The following is an 18,516-nucleotide window of genomic DNA, read 5'->3' as shown; positions in this document are numbered from 1 at the left end:
TGCGTGCACCCTGCCCGAGACCGCTAACGGGGAGTCGCAGGACCGGGACGTCGACAAGACGCCGCGACGAGAAAGACGGCACCGGCCGGGGACCATGCCCGGTCGATGCCGCGGGCGCCGCGGGGACCGGATCCCGCGCGTTTTTGGCCGACACCTGGGTTCCCGCGGCGTCCCGCGTCCCGCGTGTTGTCTTTCTTGGGTCATGCCCCCGGCGCCGGAAGGCGGGTGGGGACGATGGCGCATGCCGTGAGGACAGGCTGGGGCAGGCCAGCCGGGTCAGGGATGCGGGGAGTTGCGCCGCACCGTTGTTCCCTCGCCCCAAAAATCGGTCTACACGGCCGCTCCCCCGAAACCGCTTACCTGCCGCGTATGCAGGACTGAGCCCGGAGACGCTTGATCCATGCCGATTCTCACCTTCCCCGACGGCAACACGCGGGAGATCGCCGCCGGCACCACCGGTCGCGCCGTGGTCGAGGGCATCGCCAAGTCGCTGGCCAAGCGCACCGTCGCCATGGCGCTCGACGGCACGGTCGCCGACCTCGACGATCCGATCGCGCACGACGCCCGCATCGAGTTCCTGGACCGCACCGATCCGCGCAGCCTGGAGCTGATCCGGCACGATTGCGCGCATGTGCTCGCCGAGGCGGTGCAGGCGCTCTGGCCGGACACGCAGGTGACGATCGGCCCGGTGATCGAGAACGGTTTTTATTACGATTTTTATCGCGAGACGCCGTTCACCCCGGAGGACTTCCCGAAGATCGAGGCGAAGATGCGCGAGATCATTGCGCGCGATGCACCGTTTACGAAAGAGATCTGGACGCGCGAGGACGTGCGGGCGCTGTTCGCCGGCAAGGACGAAAAATTCAAGGTCGAGCTGGTCGACGCGATCCCGCCCGGCGAGGACCTGAAGATCTACCGCCAGGGCGACTGGTTCGACCTGTGCCGCGGCCCGCACATGACCTCGACCGCCAAGGTCGGCACCGCCTTCAAGCTGATGAAGGTCGCGGGCGCCTATTGGCGCGGTGATTCGAACAACCCGATGCTCACCCGCATCTACGGCACCGCCTGGGCGGCCCAGGCCGATCTCGACGGCTACCTGCACCGGCTGGAGGAGGCCGAGCGCCGGGACCACCGCCGGCTCGGCCGGGAGATGGACCTGTTCCACTTCCAGGAGGAGGGGCCGGGCGTCGTGTTCTGGCACGGCAAGGGCTGGACGATCTTCCAGGAGTTGATCGCCTACATGCGCCGGCGCCTGCGCGGCGACTATGCCGAGGTGAACGCGCCGCAGATCCTCGACAAGGCCCTGTGGGAGACCTCCGGCCACTGGGGCTGGTACCGGGAGAACATGTTCGCCGCGCAATCGGCCGGCGAGGAGGCCGAGGACAAGCGCTGGTTCGCGCTCAAGCCGATGAACTGTCCGGGCCACGTGCAGATCTTCAAGCACGGGCTGAAATCCTACCGCGACCTGCCCCTGCGCATGGCCGAGTTCGGCGTGGTCCACCGCTACGAGCCGTCCGGCGCCATGCACGGGCTGATGCGCGTGCGCGGTTTCACCCAGGACGACGCCCACGTGTTCTGCACCGAGGACCAGCTCGCCGACGAGTGCCTGAAGATCAACGACCTGATCCTCTCGACCTACGCGGATTTCGGCTTCGGCGAGATCGTGGTGAAGCTCTCGACCCGGCCCGAGAAGCGCGTCGGGTCCGACGCGCTGTGGGACCACGCCGAGGAGGTGATGACCCGGGTGCTGGCGCAGATCGAGGAGCAGTCGGCCGGCCGGATCAAGACGGCGATCAACCCGGGGGAGGGCGCGTTCTACGGGCCCAAATTCGAGTACGTGCTGCGCGACGCGATCGGGCGCGACTGGCAATGCGGCACCACGCAGGTCGACTTCAACCTGCCCGAGCGGTTCGGCGCCTTCTACATCGACGCCGACGGCGCGAGGAAGCCGCCCGTGATGGTCCACCGGGCGATCTGCGGCTCGATGGAGCGCTTCACCGGCATCCTGATCGAGCATTTCGCCGGGCATTTCCCGCTCTGGCTGGCGCCCGTGCAGGTGGTGGTGGCGACGATCACCGGCGAGGCCGATCCCTACGCCCGGGACGTCATCCGCACCCTGGAGCGGGCGGGCCTTCGGGTCGAGGCGGATCTGCGCAACGAGAAGATCAACTACAAGGTCCGGGAGCACTCGCTGGCCAAGGTGCCGGTGCTGCTGGCGCTGGGCAAGCGCGAGGCGGAGGAGCAGACGGTCTCGATCCGGCGGCTCGGCAGCCAGCAGACCCGCACGCTGCCGCTGACCGAGGCGGTGGCGGCCTTCGTGGAGGAGGCGACGGCTCCGGACCGCCGCCGGGCCGAGGCCGTGGCCGAGACGGTCCCGAGCAGCGACACGGTGCTCGACGGGCATCATGAGGTGCAGCCCGCGCCTTGACGGGACGGGCTCGGGGTGGCGGTTTGGCGGCGTAGGTCGCCGCGCGTCCACCTCCCCCCTTTGCGGGGGAGGGCGAGCCGCGGGACCGTTCGTTCTTATCCTCGGATAGATCTTAGAAACCGCCATCCACGACATTCCGGCGGCCCGCCGAAGGCATCCGGAAACACTGACGAAACCGGGTTCCGGTATTGGTCCAAAAACATCCGGAGGGACCCATGCCTCGCCTTGCCTGTGCCCTCGTCCTGAGCGTCCTTGCGACCGGTGCCGTCGCACAGGAGCGGATCGACACGCGCGGCCTGACCTGCGCCGCCCTGCGGGCTCGCGTCGCCCGGGATCGCACCGTGATCCTCGCGCGGAGCGAGACGACCTACGAGACCGTCCACCTGGATTCCGGATCATGCCAACAGGACGAGACCGGTGCGCCGGCTTTCGAGCCCTCCGCCGACGTGCCGTCCTGCTGGGCCGGATGGCGCTGCACGCAGCGCAACAGCGACAGCGGCCAGCGCTGAGCCGTCAGCGCGCCTTCTCGTGCTCCGCGAGGCCCACCGCCCGGTAATCGTAGGTCGGGTAGAACTCGGTCCGGTAGGCGCCCCAGGCCGTGTCCTCGAGGACCCGGTTGACCTCCCGGAGCCGGGTGGCGGGCAGCCGCAGCGTGATGATCTGCCCGATCCCCATGACGACGTTCCACGAGACGACCTCGATCCCGGGGGGCGGGAAGGCCTTGTAGAACCCCTGCTTGGCGAGCTGCGCGTTCAGTTCGGCCAAGGGGCGCGACTGGTCGTGGCGCAGGAAGACCGTCAGCAGGACGGCGTTGTCCGGCGTCGCCGTCGCGGACCCGGCCGGGGGCGGCGGTGCCGTCTGCGCCCGCGCCGCCAGGGGCAGGGCGCAGAGCAGCGCGAGCGCCGCCGTGCAAGATCCGATCGCACCCGTCGTCCGTCTCATCCGTCCTCCTCGACCGTTCTAGTGCATCGATCCAGACGGAGGCGTCAGCCGAGTCTGGAAAAATTGATGCAAAACCAAAGAACTCGTGCTCACTCGCATGAACGAAGTGGATGCGTCAGAGCACTAGCGACGCGCACCAACGCGGCGGATCGACCGCGCTATTCCGGCCTCGTCCCTCAACCGCCGTCAGCCTTGCTCGATGTCGTAGGAGAGCCGCAGGCGCAGACGGACCTCGCCCTGCGCGTCGCGCACCGCGATGACGTAATCCTGCCGCTCCCGCGGATCCGACAGGCCCTGGGCGATGCGGGTCATCATCCGCACTGCCTGCGCCCGCGCTGCGGTCAGATCAGGAACATCAAAACCCTCATGGTCGCGGACAAGGTTGGTGCCGTCATGGATGTCGATGAAATAGCGGGTCACAGGCTCTGGCTCAGCGAGCACGACTGCTCGCAAAAATCATGATCCGTTGTTTCTACGTAGTTTCAATCCACCTATAAACCTGCGTTGTCTGTGTCGCATGGACGGAAACGGGTGCCTGTCAGCGCTGGGATCAGCCGCCGAGCAGGCTCTCGGCGAAGTCGTCCGGCACGTCGCCGAACTGGCCAAGGATCGCCACGCTATCGAGTTCGCCGGTCTCGTCGTCGGCGACGACCTTCAGGGCGACAGCGCCGGGCAGGCGTCCGGCCAGCGCCTCCGCCTTCTTGAGGGCGCCGAACTCGCTCTGCGCGGGCTCCTGGCGCGCCGGGCGCAGGCGTTTGCGATGCAGTTCGAAGGGCTGAACCACGAAGGTGGTTTTCAAGGCCATGGCGGTCTCCTCGCTGCAGGCGGCCTCCGTGACCGAGGCCCGCCGCTCACAGGCTGCGTGTCGTCACACCGAGCGCCAGAAGGACGTAGGCGCCGATGAAGAACCATTGCCGGTGCACCACCACGGTCCGTCCGACCATCGGGATCCGTGTGTACAGGCTGGCGACGGCGAGACCGATCAGAACGGCCGACACGAGAAAGGTCAGGAGGCGCGGTGCGGAGAGCGTGGGCATGGTCCATGCTGGCCGCGACAGGCTTACCGGACCGTTACCGGTCGAGTCCGGGCACGAGGGGTCGGTCGGCGGTCAGCGGCCCCTTGGACCCCGGGAGCAGCCCGACCTCGGCCAGCCAGAGGGCCATGATCGCTGCAGCGAGCAGCGTCGCCAGCGAGGCCAGCCGGCCGGTCCAGCGCCGCAGGACGATCATCATCACCAAGACGACGAGGAGGGCGAGGATGAGGGCCAGCAGGAGCATGGTCGCGCAATGCCACGTCGCGGCCGCGACGTCACCACGGCGGCCTGGCGCCGTCGCGGCCCCGTCGACCGAATACCTGAAGCGCGATCCCAGGGATATTCCTGAACTCTAGGTGCATTGCTGGATCGTTTCGCAGCCTTGGAAAAACACTCCCGCAGTCGACTGCATCGCCCGGTCGCTGCGACCAAGATCTCTTGGACGATTGCCGGAAATACCCGCCTGCCGGCCGTGCCGGGCATGCCAATCATGCACCGGATGCCGGTCCACAAACGATTTTGTAACTTGCATTCAGCGGGGGGAAGTAGCAAATCACTTGTGAGGGGCACACTAGGAATGCTGAAGTGACAGAAGAAACCACCGGGCCCACCCCCAACTTCATCGAGCTGGCCGGTGACATCGTCGCCGCCTACGTGTCGAACAATCCCGTTCCGGCCGCGGAGCTGCCGGCGCTGATCGCCCGGGTCCACGGGGCCATCGCGGGCCTCGTCTCGGGCACCCTGACGGTGGAGACCGGCACGGCAGCCCAGCCCGACATCGACCGGCCGAGCGCGGCCCAGATCCGCAAGTCGGTCCGTCCCGACGGGATCGTCAGCTTCATCGACGGCAAGACCTACAAGACGCTCAAGCGCCACCTGACCAGCCACGGGCTGGACCCGAGGGCCTACCGCGACCGCTACGGCCTGCCGGCCGATTATCCGATGGTCGCCCCGGCCTACGCCGAGCAGCGCTCCGCTCTGGCCAAGGCGATCGGTCTTGGCCAGCCCGGCGCCATGGCCGAGCGCGAGCGCAAGGGCCGCAAGGCGGCCTGAGATCGGATCGCGTCCCAGGGACCCCTGCACGAGCGGTTGCCGCAGCTCGGCGACGGGGTCCCGGGCGTTCGGCCGCCAACAAGGCTGATCCCGGAGCAAGGCCGGTGACGCGCGCCATCGTTGCTGCGGCGCCACACACGTCCACGACATTGCCCGACACGGACAAGCTGCCTTACTCTGCACATAGCGTCTGCGCACGTCGGATCCCGAGACGACAACCAAGGGATGGGCGAGATGAAGCGAGAGCAGACGAAGCAAAGTTCGGTCGTGCCCTTCCCGGCGCATGTCGCCCCGGCCGTTGCCGACGAGGACACCGCGTCGATCATCGCCGTGCTGCAGGATCATCTGGCGCTCGCCCGCGAAGGCCGGATGCGCTCGGTGGCGATCGTCTCCGTGTCGGCCGATGGTGAAGCGATCGGAACCCAGTGGTCGTGCAAGAGCGGTGATATCAGCAGCCTGATCGGCAAGCTGACGGTGCTCGCCCATGATCTGATGGCCGCGCGGAAGTAATCGCCCGGTCCTGAATGGCGCGGCCGAATCGCCCCACGTGGATCCGTGCAGCCAGCCTCGGTCGGGACCGCCCCGACCCGCATCGCTCAGGGATTGGTCGACGATGAGACGCACCCTGCTCGCGGTTTGGCTCGCCGCCGCACCGCTGCCCGGCGGGTTCGCGCTGGCCGAGGACGCACCGGACACAGCTTTGGCCAAGCGCACCGAGACGATCGACGGGCTGGTGCGAATCGTGGGCGCCCAGGCCGGCATCGTACTGCATTGTCGGGCGCTCTATACTGTGGATGACGCGATCTCGGACGGCCTGTCGCGGACGGCCCGCCGTGCCCTCGAGGCGGCCCTGGGCCGCCACAGGGCCGAGACCGCCATCGCGGCCGAAGGCCAGCGCGCTGCGGATGAGATCGCCACGGTCGGCGCCGACCGCTGGTGCGCCGATCAGCGCGACATCCTCAATACTGACGGCGTTCGGGTTTTCCTCGACTGAAAGCTGTTCACCAGTCGCCCGCCGCGCCGCCGCGTGCGAGGGGAGGGTTCTCCGTCATCGAAAATTTCGTAGGGTGCCCTGATGCGCCCTCTGCCGCACGTGGCGGCTGTTCAGCGATACGGGGCTGTGAGGCAGGTTCCGCAAGGCAGCTTTTCACCCGCTAGACTTTGCGGTCTGTCGGAAATGCAGATCTCGATCCTGCCAGCGCGACGTTCTGCAATGCAGAATTCATTATATCCTTGTTCACTGCGCGTCCGTCTGCCATCATTTGTCGACGGATGAAAAGAAACGGATCACGCCGGTCTCGCTCATCCGAACAAGAGCCCTGAAGGGCCGAGGGACCGGCGGAGGAGGAAACCGCATGTCGCGCCCGATTTATCTCGCCCTCGCCCTCGTCGTGTGCGGCGCCGCCGTGACGATGTTCGCCTTCCTCCGCGCGCCTCGGTCGAAGGAGTTCGCCGGCTGGGACGTAGCGTTCATGGGCGGGATTGGCGCCGTCGCCCTCGGCTTCCTGACGACCCTCGTCGAGGTGATCACCGAGTAGAGCGGCCTTCGCCGAAGCCGGCATCGAGTCGACGCCAGGGGCCTCTGGTCGGTCGCAGGTTTTCGTCGAGAGCCGGCAGCCACGGGGCAAAACCCGCTTCGGGGCCTGCCGTCTCGACGGACCGGATGCGTCCTTCGGCGATCATGCCCGATCCAACTCTTGGTCTATCCGCCGTCGCGATCGCTGGAACCGGTACGTCCATCTCACAAACCAGTGAGGTGACGATTGGAACTGCCGAAACCGACAATTTGATCTTTTGTCAGAACTCGACCTGAAGGCGCATCGACGATCCTTGCTGCACGACCTTTCATGAGGCAGCGATGTTCGAACGGCGCAGTGCTCCGCGTACGATCCTGAACGAGACCGGCAGCATCTCGGTCGACGAGCACTGCAGCTTGCCCTGCATCGTCTACGATCGGTCGGTCGGCGGTATCCGCATCGCCCTTCCGGAGGCGGAGATTGTCCCGGATCGCTTCGTGTTGAGCATCAATGCAAGCAACGAGATCCTCGTCTGCCAAGCGGTCTGGCGCCGGTTGGAGGAGATCGGGGCAGCGACAGAAACCTCTGCGCCGGCCCGTCCGACCACGCCGGATTCGTGGTATGCGCTGGAGCCGATCTGACGCGGCGGCCCTCGGCCGCTCGTGGAGCCGCGCGGCACCTTCGCGCCGATTGATCGTTCTCCCTCGGTTGCCGCCAGCGTGATAGCGGCGTGAGGGAGAGAACGCATCATGTCGGATCCGAGAGCGCCCGACGCGGAGGAGATGCCGGACCTGCCGCAGGGTTTGCCGATGCCGCCGAACACCGGCGACATGCCGCCCCCGCGGCTTCCGCCAGCCCCAGCCGACGATCCGGAGCCCCCGCGCGGGGAACCAGCGCCCGAGATCGACGCGGTCCCAGGCCTGTGACGGGCGCCCCGTCGGAGCTGACCGGGATTGCGAACGCCGCCGCCGCGGGACGATCGAGACGTCCGCGCGGCGATTCCAGGCGACGGACCTGGATGCGACAGTCCCTGAGCATCGCCGCCTGGCTCGGCTGGATGGCGCCCGGCTCGGCCGCCGATCAGCCTCTCAGCATCGAGCGGCTCAACGGGGATGGTTGGGAGATTGCCGGCTACACGGGGACATTCGACAATCGCTCATCCCTGATCCTGTTTCGCAAGCGGGATAGGGCCTACCTCGTCCAGTGCTCGATCCTGTTCGATGTGACGCGCAACCCCCGTGTCGTCACGAACTGCTATGAACTGCACTGAGGCGCGCAGCACTGGCGGCCTCGTCGCGGGCGCGCGCATCGAGCCCTCTCAGTCCCAATCGATATTCAGGGATCGCTCGAAGGCGGCGGCCGACATCTCCTTGCCCTTCGGGTCGGCGACCGTGATCTCGCGAAAACCCCGTCGGGTCAGTTCCCAGGTCTTCTCCATGGCCTGCTCGTCGGTCCCGCAGGCGAAAGTCATGATACGCCCGGACGGGTCGATCCCCTTGACGGTGAACACACCATTCTCCTCGCTCGTTTGAGCTCATATAGCGCCGCAGTCTCGATCCTGTCGCGAGGCGACATGGCAGGGACCCGAGAGGCTGCCATCGCGTTATCTGGGGAGAGGCACCCGATGACGAACGCCCGCGACATCCCGATCCCGGAACGTGCCCCCGGCCTGATCGAATCGGACACTGATGGGCGCGTGGATCTCGAGCAGGACATCTCGAACAAGCCACTGCCGATAACCGATGCAGATCCGGATGTCGGCCTGTCTCAAAAGGGTACCGGCGCGGACGCCGTGTTCCGGCGTGAGACTGAGATCTGAGCCGGGAATCTTGAGCGGGCACGCCTGACGATGGCGTTTATCCGACACACCCGGCTTACTACGGCTGCGGCCGGGCGGGCGGGCCTGAGGAGCTGGAGCATGGCCGACGGTCCCCGCTCCGCGCTCCCGCCGCACAAGCGCAACTTCACCGAGAGCCGTTTGGCAAAGGCGCGCGTGGCGTTCGCCAGCTTCATTGAAGTGGTGCGTCGCACCAACGACAGGGTTCATGGCTCAACGGATCTGGCAACTTCGTCCCGGATGCATTCCACCAGAGCCCCGCGTGCACCCACGCCGCACTTGGGTACGGTGCAGACATGACCCGGCAGACGACCGAACGGCTTTCGGAGCGACCGGAGTTTGATCACGTCAAGGACTTGAACCGGCGGCTCGATACGCCGCTGGCCACATCTGGGCAGGGGCGGAGATGATCGAGCGGGAGATTGGTCGGCTGGCCGATGAAAGTCTGAGTCTGAGTCTCCGGCAAGCCGAACTCGCCATACGCCTGACGGCGGCGGTTCAATATGCTTGGCTGGATCTCTACTGCGAAGGGTACTGGATGCTGACGTCTATTCTGAACGCCGGCTCGGATCAGCGAGAACGGACGCGCCGGCTCATCCAGCGCGGCGTCCCGGCAGCGGAGGCCGCGCGGGCGTTGCACATTGTCTGAGTCCCGGGGTCGAATATGACCGACTGCGGTGACTTCGAATTTGGGGGCGATCCGGTTGATCGCCCCCGGATTCCGCCCTCAGCGGCGCGCCTCGGCGGAGGCCTGGACCAGGGTCCGTCTGGACGTCGAAGCGATCCGAAGATCAGCCGTCGCGGGCACCAGCTGCGGCGTGGTCGTCAGATGAGCGAGACGGCGGCCCTGTTGAGCGACCGAAGCCTGATCGCGATAGAGCGGCGGCGTCAGATGAAGGTTTTCCTCGGCCGAGGCCGAGCCGGCGAAGGTGGCGGCCGAGATGAGCGCCGCCGACGCGAGGATGAAGATCGTGCGCATGGTGCGTCTCCGTTTCGATCGCAGTCGGATCACGAAGAGCGACCGACGCCGGATAGAACCACACTTTTGTGCACTGCGTCATGCTCATCATGCATTGCAACATAGAGCTACATCGGCATTGTCGTGCAAGGATGCAGGTGTCGCATCAGGCGTGGCGTTCAGTCGATCGTCCCGATCGCCATGCATTCAGCGCAAATGAAATAAACTTCCTCCCCTGCAGTCTCAAATTTATATTGAGGCGAGCGCAGATCTAATTTCTCGCCGGGGCCCGCGCGTCGCGTCGACTGCACCGGAATTGGCGTTCGCGGTGCCGTGATCGACACGACACGAATCAGCAACACGTTCGCCAGAGCCACGTCACAACAAGGCGCTACCCTGGGCCCGAACTGCGAAGAAGCCGGAGCGATGGTATGACGCCCGCCGATCTCGACAAGCGCGCAGAGCTGACCGTCTGGCCGAAACGTGCGCCCGGCCGATCGGCCAGGGGGCGTCCGTTCGCAACCCTGCGCGAGGCGCTGGCCGTCGCCGTGCAGGCGATCGAGGCGGAGGATGCGCAGCCCTGGATCATCACTGAGGCAGGCGACATCCTTTCGCCGGGCTGGATCCGCGCCAACAGCCAGTCACACGCGCTGCAGTAGGATCACCGGCCGCCGTGCGGCACCGGTAGCTCAGCAGCCGATGCAGATGTCGCGCACGACGTGCTCGTGCCGGGAGCCGGTACGCTGGTTCGGAAGCTGCCCGCCGATGGACGGAAACCCGGTCCCAAGCATTCGGAGCCGGCGCCGACCCGCGTCAGGGTCGATCTGGGGCGGGACCGGGGTCACGGACGGCTCCGCAACCGTGCTGTTCGCCATGCCGGGCTCAGGCAGCGTCAGGGCCATGCCTTGCGCCGGGGGCAATTGGGCGAACTCGCCCGCCCGGGCCGGCGCCAACACGGCGAGGGACAAGGAGGCGAGGGGCAAGAGGCCAAGGGGCAGGAGGCCAAGGGGCAGGCGTACGAGGATGCGTCGGCACCGCCCACGCATCGCGGCCACCGTCAGGGACGGCGGCGACCGGCGCATCCGTGCCGGTGCCGTTCGGGATATCCTCAAAAGGCCCGGCCGTAATACGGCTGCGAGATCGGCCGGTAACGGTCCCTCACCGGCCAGGTGTAGGGCTGGTCCCTGACGGTGCGCATGTCCGCTCGGAATGTCGGCTGATTGAATCCCAGACCCTGATGGATCGGAGCCTTCCCGGCCCCACGCGGCTGAGAGCCCACCTCGCGCGCGAGTGCTGCGCTCGAGAGACCCAGAACGAGAATGGCTGCCCACGAAGCGCGGCTCAGAATGACGCTCATCTCCATCTCCTGTCCCGGCCGAGACGCCGGTGCGGAAAGAACGGCGGCGCTGGAATTGCGGTTCCGGAACGCCCCGTTCAGAATGCGCCGTCATCGCCGAGGCAGGCCGCCGCGAGGGCGCCCCCGCAGGGATCGTTGAGCCGGCCGGGCGCGGCAGCCGCACCGCCGACGCCGGCACCGCCGGACGCCCCTCCGCCGGCCGGCGCCGCTTGAACGCGGTCGAGATCCCGAGCGGCGATCACGGATGACGCGACCGCGATCCCGGCGCCGCCCGAAGCCGCTCCCCCCGCTGTTCCGGTCGAGACCGCCCCTGGGACGAGACCCGTGACGGCCCCCGTCCCACCTCCGGTTGTGAACGCCGCGAGCCCGGAGGTCGTGGTTCCGAGGCTGGCCGCGTCGGCGGCATTGGCGGTTCCGGCCGAAGCGAAGCTCGATGCGGCCGTCGCGTCGGTGCCCAGGCTCGTCGCGGTGCGTGATGGGCTGCCGATCCCGGCGGCGGATGAACCGAACGCCGACGTGCCGAACGCGGATGTCCCCAGACCGGACGTCCGCGCCGTGCCCGTGCCGGTGTTGAAGCCCGTCGTCAGACCTGTCGTCAGGCCCGTCGCATTCGTCGTGAACGCGGCGTTGCTCCCCAGGCTGGCCGACCCGAAGGTCGTCGAAAGGGCGCTTCCCGAGAGCGAGCCGAGGGCGGCGTTCGAGGTCGAGCCCAGCGTCGTGCCGAAACCGCCCAATGTCCCGATGGCTCCGGCCGTGCTGCCGGTTCCACTCGAGCCGAGCGTCGACCCGGTGACCCCAGCGCCCCCCGTGCTTCCGGTGCCGGAGGAGGTGCCGAGCCGGCCGGCGCCGGAGGCCGCGCTGCCGGGCGCCCCGATCGAGCCACCGCCGCCCCCACCACCGCCCAAGCTGAGCTGACCGGCGTTCAGCAGACCGCCGGTCTGGGCCGAGAGAGTCGGGAACGGTCCGGTCGTGGATCCACCACCGAGGCTGAGCTGCCCCGGATTGGAGATCGCGGTGACCGGCTCCAGGGAGGCCGCGGCAGGCGCCGTCGCGGTGGCCGACAGGCTCTGCGCCGAAGCCGGGGCGGCGATCGAACTCAGCAGGACAGCGGCGAGCAGGACGCGCAAGGCGGTCTCCATGGCGGTCTCCGCGCAGCGGATGCCAGACCCAACCGGACCCGGCCCGGGCCGTTCCGGCGACCTGCTGCCGCGGCGCAGCCTTCATGCTGCCGAAAAGGCGGTGTCGTTTCGGCCCAGGATCCGATCAACTCACCTGCGTGCCCGTGCCCCATCCTTTCGCCCGAGGCTTGCGCCGCACCGGCTGGCTCGCCGGCCTGCCGGCGCTCGCGCTGATCTGGGCGAGCGCGACGCTCTATGCCGGCCCGCGCATCGCCGAGCGGCTCGAAGCCGAGGGGGCAGCCGTGGCGGCCGGTACGGCCACCGACACGGGCGAGCCCTGGCTGCGCCTCGCCGTAGAGGGCCGCGACCTCGTGGCGGCCGGCGAGGCGCCGGACGCGAGCGCCCGCGCCGCCACCCTGTTCCGCCTCGCCGTCCTGGACGGACCCCGGCGCATCGTCTCGGGCGTCGGCCTCGTCGAGACCGCCGCGCCGTTCCAGTGGGCGGCGATCCGCCTGGGCCCGGACCGGGTCGCCCTGGAGGGCAGCCGCCCCGTGGAGATCGGGCGGCGGGCGCTGGAGGCGCGGGTCACCGGGATGCTCGGCCCCGGCACCAGCCTCGACGATGCCGCCCGGGCCGCCCGGGGGGCGCCGCCGGATTTCCCGAGCGCGGCGGCCTTCCTGGCAGCGCGGCTGTCCGGGTTGGCGGCGGGCGGACGGGCCGCGCTCAGCGACACCGTGCTCAGCCTCTCGGGCGAAGCCCTCGACGTGCCGGCTTACGAGGCGCTGCGGGCCGCCCTGTCGGAACCGCCGGCGGGGTTCAGCATCGGCCGCGTCGAGATCCTGCCACCGCGGGTGGCGCAGTATCGCTTCACGGTCGAGAAGGCCACGGGCGGGATCGCGCTCGACGGCTTCATCCCCTCCACGGCCGATCGCGAGGCCGCCCGGCGCGCCGCCCAGGAGGTGGCTCAGGAGACCCCCGGCGCGGCCGTGGACGACCGGCTGGTGACCGCCCGGGGGCTCGACCCCGCAATCGATTCGAAAACCCTGATCGGCTTCATGTTCCGGCTCGCCGCGCTGATCCAGACCGGCCGCGTCACCTTCACGGACGGCGCGGTCTCGGTCAGCGGCGACGCCATGGACGCGCAGGCGATCCCCGACGCCGAGGCGCTGATGCGCGACGCCCGCCCCGCCGGCGTCTCGGCCGGGCGGGTCACCCTGACGGCGCGGCCGCTCTCGCCCTACCGGGTGGCGATCCGCCGGACGCCGGAGGCGGTGACGCTCACCGGGCATGTCCCGGATGCCGCCACCCGGGACCGGGTGCTCGATGCCCTGCGGCCGCGCCTGTTCCGCGAGCCGATCCTCGACCGCACGCGCCTCGCCGACGGCGCGCCTCCGAATCTCGGGGCGGCGCTGGCCGCCGCGGCGCCGCTGGTGGTGAGCCTCGCCGCCGGGGAGGCCAGCGTCTCGGACCGGACGCTGACCCTGACCGGTGAGAGCCTCTACCGCGAGGTCGCGGCCCGCGCGCCCGACCGGCTCGCCGAGGCGCTGCCCCCGGGCTGGACCGGGAAGGCCACGGTCTCGGCCCGGCAGCCGGCGGAGCGGCGCGACCCGGCGACCTGCCGCGCCGACTTCGCCGCCGCCACCACCGGGGCGGATCTGCGCTTTCCGGTGGGCAGCGCCGCGCCGGGCCCGACCTTCTATCCGACCCTCGACGCCCTGGCGGCCCTGGCCAAGGCCTGTCCCACCTTGCGCATCGCCGTCTCGGGCCCCGCCGATCCGGCAAGGGCCGCGCCGACACCGGCCGCGGGCCCGGGGGAGGGCACCCCTCCGGCCGCGCCGCCCGAGGCCGAGCCGACCCGCGTCGCCAGCGCGGCCAAGACGGAAGCCCCCGGCAAGGCGGACGCGAAGGCGGATCCGAAGCCGGCCGGCCAGCACGACGCCAAGGCCCACGACGCCAAGGCCCACGACGGCAAGGCCCACGACGGCAAGGCCCACGACACCGCGTCGGAGGCCAAGCCCGATGGCAAGGGATCCGGCACGGACGCGATCAAGGAGGCCGCCAAGCGCGGCAAGCCGAGTCTCAAGCCGAGTCCCAGTCCCAAGCCGAGTCCCAAGAAACCCGAGGCGATCGCCGACGAGCCGCCGCAGGACCTGCCCCGGCTGCGCGCCCAGGCCGTGGTCGAGTATCTGCTCCAGGCCGGCGCCCGGCCGGATCAGGTGAGCGCCGGGCCGGATACGCCCGCCGGCCCCGTCACCTTCGCGCTGCTGCCGTGAGGCCCCGTCGCTCCGCCGGGCGCCCGCAGGCCGGGACGCGCCCCGACGCGTGCCGCGCTCATTGGGAGGCCCACCGGCCGTGATGCTGCTGCTTGCCGGATTCTGGCCCGGACTCGCCGGGGCGGGGGCGCTCGGCCTCGTGGTCGGGGCGCTCGCGGGCTGGCCGGACCGCACCGCCGTGCCGCTCGGCCTGTTCGTGGCCGCGGGCCTGCTGGCGGCGGCGGCGCTGGCCGCCCTCGTGCCCGGTCTGCCGGGGCTTTGGCTGGAGGGCGCCGCCCTGATCCTGCCGCCCTACTGCGCCGGCTGCGCCCTCGGGGCGCTCGGACGCCGCCTCGTCGCCCGGCGCTGAAGCGTCGGGAACCGGTCCGCCCCCGACCGGCGTTGCAAGGTCATACGGGCCCGAGGCCCACCCCCTTGGACGAGGCCACCATGTCGATGACCGATCGCCGTCCGCGCCGCGCCGCCCTCCGTCTGCCGCGCCCTCGGGCGGGCGCCGCCGCCACCGGCCTGTTCCTGACCGCCCTGGCGCTCGCCGCCGCGACGATGCCGCTATCCGAGCCCGCCGACGCCACCACCGCCCACGGCACCACGCAGGCGTCCCTGACCGGCCCGACCCGCTAGCGAGGGCGCGCCCGCCCTTCTCCGCGTCTCTCGCAATCGGGGGATTTGCAGGTTCACACGCGGGTGGCGATACGCTTGCAGGTTGAGGCGTGAGTGCCCTCTCCCGCGCGGGCGAGGGATAGGGTGAGGGTCGAGAACGCGGCGTGCCCTGTCGACGCGTCAATACGTGCTCGATCCTGAAACTTCTCGTCCCTCACCCCAACCCTCTCCCGCTCGGGAGAGGGAGACCGTCGCGCCTCGCAGACGGTGGTCTGTGCACATCGTCGGCCATAGAGGGGACGCACGAGCCGCGCGCGTCCGAGCCGCGGCGTTGACCGACAGAGTCCCAGCCTCTCCGATGCCGCCCGCGCCAGGCAACCGACACCCCCTCTAGGCGGTTGTTCGCCTGAGCCCGCAGCGGGCTCCGGGGGAGGGGCGCATGGGACTGCTCGAATCGGCGATCGGCGGCGTGCTCGGACAGGTGTTCGGTGGCCAGAAGGGCGGCGCCGGCGGGATGTCCCCCCTGGTAAAGGCCCTGCTGATGCTGCTGCTCGCCAAGGGCGCGAGCGGCGGCTTCGGCGACATTTTTGGCGGCGGGCGCCAGGGTGAGCCGGGCCCCGAGGCCGACCGCTCCGGCGGCGCCGGACCCTACGGGCGTGATCCCGGCCAGCACCCCGCCGATGCCGGCGGGCGCCGGCCCGATGACAGCGGCGATATCGGCGGCTGGGACCAGTCCGGCGCCCGCCGCGACAGCGGCCCGGAGCGCAGCGCCGATCCGTCCCTGCCGCCCGGCGATTTCTCGGACCTGTCCGGCATGCTCGATGGCCCCGGCGGCGCCCCGGCCCCGAGCCGCGCCGCCCCGGCAGGGCAGGGGGATCTCGGCGGCCTCGACGGTCTGGTGGATCGGTTCCGCCAGGGGGGCCTCGGCGACGTGATGGAGTCCTGGATCGGCCACGGCACCAACCGCCCGGTGGCCCCGGACCAGCTCGCCCGGGCGCTCGGCTCCGACACGGTGGATACCCTCCAGAGCCAGACCGGGCTGGACCGCGAGACATTGCTGTCGCAGCTAGCCCAGGCGCTGCCGGAGGTGGTGCACACGCTCACGCCGCAGGGGCGGGTGCCGGGGGCGGCGGAGCGGCGGGGGTGGTAGCGCTCAGGGCTTCCACGGATAGGCCGTGAGGAAGCGCAGCTGCGCAGGCGCGGTCTCCTCCCACACGCCGCGCAGGGACATGGAGCGGCCATCCGGCGCTCTCACGGGCCCTTCGAAGATCAACCGCGGTCGCCCGAGCGGGGGCAGCATCCGACGCCCCGGCCAATGGGCGACGGCATGGCTCACCAGATCGTCGGCCAGCCGCTCGGGTGCATCGGCCGTGTAGCCGAACGCGAGACGATACTTCGCCTTGGAGGCGCCATCCGTGTGCGCAGGATTGAGCAGATAGCCGACGATCTTGGGCCGTTCGACGGTCCAGACGACGGCGCCGACGTGCGTCGTCACATCGGCGCGCGTTCGATGAGCTTCAGATCGCCGGGCCGAACCGTCGCCAAGGCGCCGAGCGGCGTGGGAAACTCCACAACGTAGGCCTCCCCGTCGCGGTAGACGCTGACGATGGTGCCCTCCGTCCCGGGCAGCAGCGCGTCCCCGTCGTCGCTGACCACCGCAGCCGTCAGCGCGACGCGATCCAGATCCCGAAGGTCCGATCGCGGGTCGTCCTGGCGGAACTGATAGGCGTGGGCCAACACCATGCTGTCAGGATAAGCGCGGGCTTTCCGTTTGCAAGCGACCAGCTGTGTGCGGAGGCTGAGCGATTGAGCGGTTCGCAGCGGCACCGACGCGCATCCCCCGCCTTCGAACTGGTGGCCCCGGACCAGCTCGCCCGGGCGCTCGGCCCCGACACGGTGGACACCCTCCAGTAGCAGACTGGGATGGACCGCGAGACGCTGCTGTCGCAGCTGGCCCAGGCGCTGCCGGAGGTGGTGCACACGCTCACCCCGCAGGGGCGGGTGCAAGGGGAGGCGGAGCGGCGGGGGTGGTAATCCTAACCTAAACTAACGGCATTATTACCAGTTTTAGCTACCGACTTTCATATCCAAGCCGCCCAGAATCTGATTGTGGATATCTAAAATTTTAAGTTGCAATATCGTCCAAATCTGCTGAACAACTGTTAGGTAGTGTCAGAAGGTAACTATACCGTGGCAGACCTGAATTTACCCGAATTTCCGGTAAGCATGTGGTGGAAACTTCGCTCCGCATTTAAGAAATCCATTCCTAAAAAGGTAACTGACACTTACTTGTCAACAATGATCGGCGTTAATGAGAAATCCGCTAGCAAGTATTTAGGAAATTTTATCAGAATAGGACTCCTAAATGCTGATGCAACGCCGGCTGATATAGCTTATGATTGGCGGGATGATGATAAATACAAAGAAGTATGCTTGTATTTGCTAAAAAACTCTTATCCAGAAGAGTTGATAGAGATTGGCCAGCCCCCCGACCCTGAAGAAGATAAGATAATCAATTGGATCAGCAGGCACGAAAAATTGGGCGCCGGCGCAGCAAAGCGAAAAGCCGCTGTGTATATTATATTGGCAGCCGGTAAAGTTCCTAGCGAAGATCCGAACCAAGCACCTCGTCGTTCAAGTGCAATTGCATCAAAATCAGCTCCCACCAAAAAGGTTGCTGCCGCTCGTGTGCCTGAAAGCCCAGGATCAGAAGTGCCACGACCGAATCAAGGTAACAGATCAAGCCGACCTGAAGTCGAAACATCGATAAATCTCAATATACAAATACATATTTCGGCAGACGCGACCAACTCGCAAATTGAGATGATTTTCGCAAGTATGGCAAAACATCTTAGAAATCAATAGATATGCTTCCGGTTATCGCCTTCGCTCGTGAGATCTCGGCCATCGTAAAGCGAGTTGGCTTAGGGGGGCAGCCGCTCCTGTCCCCACCGAAACGAACAATTACACTGGCGGAACGCTATCTAGCCAGCGTTAAAGATGAAGAACTAAGAAGGCATACAGAGTCGCGCTTCAGCGCAGGTCATTATCAAGATGCTGTTTTAGAAGCATTCAAATATGTGAATAATTATATTAAACGCAGGGTGCGAATTCCTGGCCAAGACGGCGTGAAGCTTATGGAACTAGCGTTCTCACCAAATAGTCCAATATTATGCCTAAATGAATTTTATTCTGCATCACAGAAGGATGAGCAGGCGGGATACATGAGGATATTCGCTGGCGCCATGCAAGGGGTCAGAAATCCGCGAGCACATGAAAATGAGTTCGACGATGATCCGGAAAGGGCCCTGGAACTGTTATCGCTAGCCAACCATCTTTTAGAGAAAGCCAAAATCGCCAAAAAGAAGAGGAAGAAGACGGCCGCGGATCCTAAGTGAT

The 18,516-nt window shown here is 67.8% G+C and carries 31 protein-coding genes; 20 read left to right on the top strand and 11 right to left on the bottom strand.

Annotation, left to right across the window (positions count from 1 at the left end):
- Nucleotides 1-400 precede the first annotated feature (400 nt).
- Nucleotides 401-2,428 (top strand): threonine--tRNA ligase, encoded by a 2,028-nt coding sequence (thrS, locus tag MKK63_RS10610; RefSeq protein ID WP_244001408.1) that lies wholly within the window; start codon nt 401-403, stop codon nt 2,426-2,428.
- A 215-nt stretch (nt 2,429-2,643) separates the two neighbouring features.
- On the top strand, nt 2,644-2,937 hold the full coding sequence (locus MKK63_RS10605) for a hypothetical protein (RefSeq protein WP_244001406.1): 294 nt from the start codon (nt 2,644-2,646) through the stop codon (nt 2,935-2,937).
- A 4-nt stretch (nt 2,938-2,941) separates the two neighbouring features.
- On the opposite strand, the gene MKK63_RS10600 is transcribed toward MKK63_RS10605, so the two are convergent.
- The 5 genes from MKK63_RS10600 to MKK63_RS10580 all read right to left on the bottom strand — a co-directional run bounded on the left by MKK63_RS10600 (nt 2,942) and on the right by MKK63_RS10580 (nt 4,648).
- Entirely contained in the window at nt 2,942-3,370 is a 429-nt protein-coding gene (locus MKK63_RS10600; RefSeq protein ID WP_244001404.1) for a hypothetical protein, read from the bottom strand.
- Between the two features lie 186 nt (nt 3,371-3,556).
- A complete protein-coding gene (locus MKK63_RS10595; RefSeq protein WP_244001402.1) occupies nt 3,557-3,790 on the bottom strand; it encodes a DUF6894 family protein in 234 nt (77 codons plus the stop codon).
- Between the two features lie 130 nt (nt 3,791-3,920).
- Complete coding sequence (locus MKK63_RS10590) at nt 3,921-4,175, bottom strand: hypothetical protein (protein WP_244001400.1); 255 nt, start codon at nt 4,173-4,175, stop codon at nt 3,921-3,923.
- Between the two features lie 46 nt (nt 4,176-4,221).
- Nucleotides 4,222-4,407, bottom strand: a complete 186-nt coding sequence (locus tag MKK63_RS10585; protein ID WP_244001398.1) for a hypothetical protein — start codon at nt 4,405-4,407, stop codon at nt 4,222-4,224.
- Between the two features lie 34 nt (nt 4,408-4,441).
- Nucleotides 4,442-4,648 carry a hypothetical protein gene (locus MKK63_RS10580; RefSeq protein ID WP_243927732.1) on the bottom strand — a complete coding sequence of 69 codons (207 nt, stop codon included), beginning with the start codon at nt 4,646-4,648 and terminating at the stop codon, nt 4,442-4,444.
- A 341-nt stretch (nt 4,649-4,989) separates the two neighbouring features.
- On the opposite strand from MKK63_RS10580, the gene MKK63_RS10575 reads away from it, so the two are divergent.
- The 7 genes from MKK63_RS10575 (at nt 4,990) to MKK63_RS10545 (ending at nt 8,244) form a co-directional block, all read left to right on the top strand.
- Nucleotides 4,990-5,457: a MucR family transcriptional regulator gene (locus tag MKK63_RS10575; RefSeq protein WP_244001396.1), complete on the top strand. Its 468-nt coding sequence runs from the start codon at nt 4,990-4,992 to the stop codon at nt 5,455-5,457.
- A 225-nt stretch (nt 5,458-5,682) separates the two neighbouring features.
- Nucleotides 5,683-5,967, top strand: coding sequence for a hypothetical protein (locus tag MKK63_RS10570; RefSeq protein ID WP_244001394.1), 285 nt, complete (start codon nt 5,683-5,685; stop codon nt 5,965-5,967).
- A 103-nt stretch (nt 5,968-6,070) separates the two neighbouring features.
- On the top strand, nt 6,071-6,451 hold the full coding sequence (locus tag MKK63_RS10565) for a hypothetical protein (protein ID WP_244001392.1): 381 nt from the start codon (nt 6,071-6,073) through the stop codon (nt 6,449-6,451).
- A gap of 361 nt (nt 6,452-6,812) precedes the next feature.
- On the top strand, nt 6,813-6,995 hold the full coding sequence (locus tag MKK63_RS10560) for a hypothetical protein (protein ID WP_244001390.1): 183 nt from the start codon (nt 6,813-6,815) through the stop codon (nt 6,993-6,995).
- Between the two features lie 320 nt (nt 6,996-7,315).
- A complete protein-coding gene (locus tag MKK63_RS10555) occupies nt 7,316-7,615 on the top strand; it encodes a PilZ domain-containing protein (protein ID WP_244001388.1) in 300 nt (99 codons plus the stop codon).
- Nucleotides 7,616-7,723: 108 nt separating this feature from the next.
- Complete coding sequence (locus MKK63_RS10550) at nt 7,724-7,900, top strand: hypothetical protein (RefSeq protein ID WP_244001386.1); 177 nt, start codon at nt 7,724-7,726, stop codon at nt 7,898-7,900.
- 92 nt (nt 7,901-7,992) lie between these two features.
- Nucleotides 7,993-8,244, top strand: coding sequence for a hypothetical protein (locus MKK63_RS10545; RefSeq protein WP_244001384.1), 252 nt, complete (start codon nt 7,993-7,995; stop codon nt 8,242-8,244).
- A 48-nt stretch (nt 8,245-8,292) separates the two neighbouring features.
- Here the strand turns inward: MKK63_RS10545 and MKK63_RS10540 are convergent, their stop codons facing one another.
- Nucleotides 8,293-8,484 (bottom strand): hypothetical protein, encoded by a 192-nt coding sequence (locus MKK63_RS10540; RefSeq protein ID WP_243925762.1) that lies wholly within the window; start codon nt 8,482-8,484, stop codon nt 8,293-8,295.
- A 114-nt stretch (nt 8,485-8,598) separates the two neighbouring features.
- Between MKK63_RS10540 and MKK63_RS10535 the strand changes: the two genes are divergently transcribed.
- From MKK63_RS10535 to MKK63_RS10525, 3 genes are all read left to right on the top strand, one after another.
- Nucleotides 8,599-8,793, top strand: coding sequence for a hypothetical protein (locus MKK63_RS10535; protein ID WP_244001382.1), 195 nt, complete (start codon nt 8,599-8,601; stop codon nt 8,791-8,793).
- A gap of 99 nt (nt 8,794-8,892) precedes the next feature.
- Entirely contained in the window at nt 8,893-9,111 is a 219-nt protein-coding gene (locus MKK63_RS10530) for a hypothetical protein (protein WP_244001380.1), read from the top strand.
- A gap of 106 nt (nt 9,112-9,217) precedes the next feature.
- Nucleotides 9,218-9,460, top strand: coding sequence for a hypothetical protein (locus tag MKK63_RS10525; protein WP_244001378.1), 243 nt, complete (start codon nt 9,218-9,220; stop codon nt 9,458-9,460).
- Nucleotides 9,461-9,538: 78 nt separating this feature from the next.
- On the opposite strand, the gene MKK63_RS10520 is transcribed toward MKK63_RS10525, so the two are convergent.
- Nucleotides 9,539-9,790, bottom strand: coding sequence for a hypothetical protein (locus tag MKK63_RS10520; protein ID WP_244001376.1), 252 nt, complete (start codon nt 9,788-9,790; stop codon nt 9,539-9,541).
- 410 nt (nt 9,791-10,200) lie between these two features.
- Here MKK63_RS10520 and MKK63_RS10515 point away from each other — a divergent pair, with 410 nt between their 5' ends.
- Complete coding sequence (locus MKK63_RS10515) at nt 10,201-10,428, top strand: hypothetical protein (protein ID WP_244001374.1); 228 nt, start codon at nt 10,201-10,203, stop codon at nt 10,426-10,428.
- Between the two features lie 30 nt (nt 10,429-10,458).
- On the opposite strand, the gene MKK63_RS10510 is transcribed toward MKK63_RS10515, so the two are convergent.
- Nucleotides 10,459-10,851, bottom strand: a complete 393-nt coding sequence (locus tag MKK63_RS10510; RefSeq protein WP_244001372.1) for a hypothetical protein — start codon at nt 10,849-10,851, stop codon at nt 10,459-10,461.
- Nucleotides 10,852-11,203: 352 nt separating this feature from the next.
- Nucleotides 11,204-12,265, bottom strand: a complete 1,062-nt coding sequence (locus tag MKK63_RS10505; RefSeq protein WP_244001369.1) for a hypothetical protein — start codon at nt 12,263-12,265, stop codon at nt 11,204-11,206.
- Between the two features lie 167 nt (nt 12,266-12,432).
- On the opposite strand from MKK63_RS10505, the gene MKK63_RS10500 reads away from it, so the two are divergent.
- From MKK63_RS10500 to MKK63_RS10485, 4 genes are all read left to right on the top strand, one after another.
- Nucleotides 12,433-14,517, top strand: a complete 2,085-nt coding sequence (locus tag MKK63_RS10500; protein WP_244001367.1) for a hypothetical protein — start codon at nt 12,433-12,435, stop codon at nt 14,515-14,517.
- 82 nt (nt 14,518-14,599) lie between these two features.
- On the top strand, nt 14,600-14,866 hold the full coding sequence (locus tag MKK63_RS10495) for a hypothetical protein (protein WP_276082356.1): 267 nt from the start codon (nt 14,600-14,602) through the stop codon (nt 14,864-14,866).
- 80 nt (nt 14,867-14,946) lie between these two features.
- Nucleotides 14,947-15,138 carry a hypothetical protein gene (locus tag MKK63_RS10490; RefSeq protein WP_244001363.1) on the top strand — a complete coding sequence of 64 codons (192 nt, stop codon included), beginning with the start codon at nt 14,947-14,949 and terminating at the stop codon, nt 15,136-15,138.
- 418 nt (nt 15,139-15,556) lie between these two features.
- The gene (locus MKK63_RS10485) at nt 15,557-16,267 is read left to right on the top strand and encodes a YidB family protein (protein WP_244001361.1); all 711 of its coding nucleotides are present in this window, start codon (nt 15,557-15,559) and stop codon (nt 16,265-16,267) included.
- Nucleotides 16,268-16,270: 3 nt separating this feature from the next.
- On the opposite strand, the gene MKK63_RS10480 is transcribed toward MKK63_RS10485, so the two are convergent.
- On the bottom strand, nt 16,271-16,612 hold the full coding sequence (locus MKK63_RS10480; protein ID WP_244001359.1) for a DUF6883 domain-containing protein: 342 nt from the start codon (nt 16,610-16,612) through the stop codon (nt 16,271-16,273).
- Nucleotides 16,609-16,860: a DUF4926 domain-containing protein gene (locus MKK63_RS10475; RefSeq protein ID WP_244001357.1), complete on the bottom strand. Its 252-nt coding sequence runs from the start codon at nt 16,858-16,860 to the stop codon at nt 16,609-16,611. Before MKK63_RS10475 ends, MKK63_RS10480 begins: the two co-directional genes overlap by 4 nt.
- A gap of 180 nt (nt 16,861-17,040) precedes the next feature.
- Here MKK63_RS10475 and MKK63_RS32200 point away from each other — a divergent pair, with 180 nt between their 5' ends.
- The 3 genes from MKK63_RS32200 (at nt 17,041) to MKK63_RS10460 (ending at nt 18,515) form a co-directional block, all read left to right on the top strand.
- Complete coding sequence (locus tag MKK63_RS32200) at nt 17,041-17,151, top strand: YidB family protein (RefSeq protein WP_409564501.1); 111 nt, start codon at nt 17,041-17,043, stop codon at nt 17,149-17,151.
- A gap of 156 nt (nt 17,152-17,307) precedes the next feature.
- Nucleotides 17,308-17,982: a DUF5343 domain-containing protein gene (locus tag MKK63_RS10465; RefSeq protein ID WP_244001355.1), complete on the top strand. Its 675-nt coding sequence runs from the start codon at nt 17,308-17,310 to the stop codon at nt 17,980-17,982.
- Between the two features lie 2 nt (nt 17,983-17,984).
- Nucleotides 17,985-18,515 carry a TIGR02391 family protein gene (locus MKK63_RS10460; RefSeq protein ID WP_244001352.1) on the top strand — a complete coding sequence of 177 codons (531 nt, stop codon included), beginning with the start codon at nt 17,985-17,987 and terminating at the stop codon, nt 18,513-18,515.
- Nucleotide 18,516 lies beyond the last annotated feature (1 nt).

Origin of the sequence: Methylobacterium sp. J-088 (assembly GCF_022829295.1) — a bacterium.
Lineage (GTDB): Bacteria > Pseudomonadota > Alphaproteobacteria > Rhizobiales > Beijerinckiaceae > Methylobacterium.
This window is presented reverse-complemented; position numbering and strand designations above follow the sequence as displayed.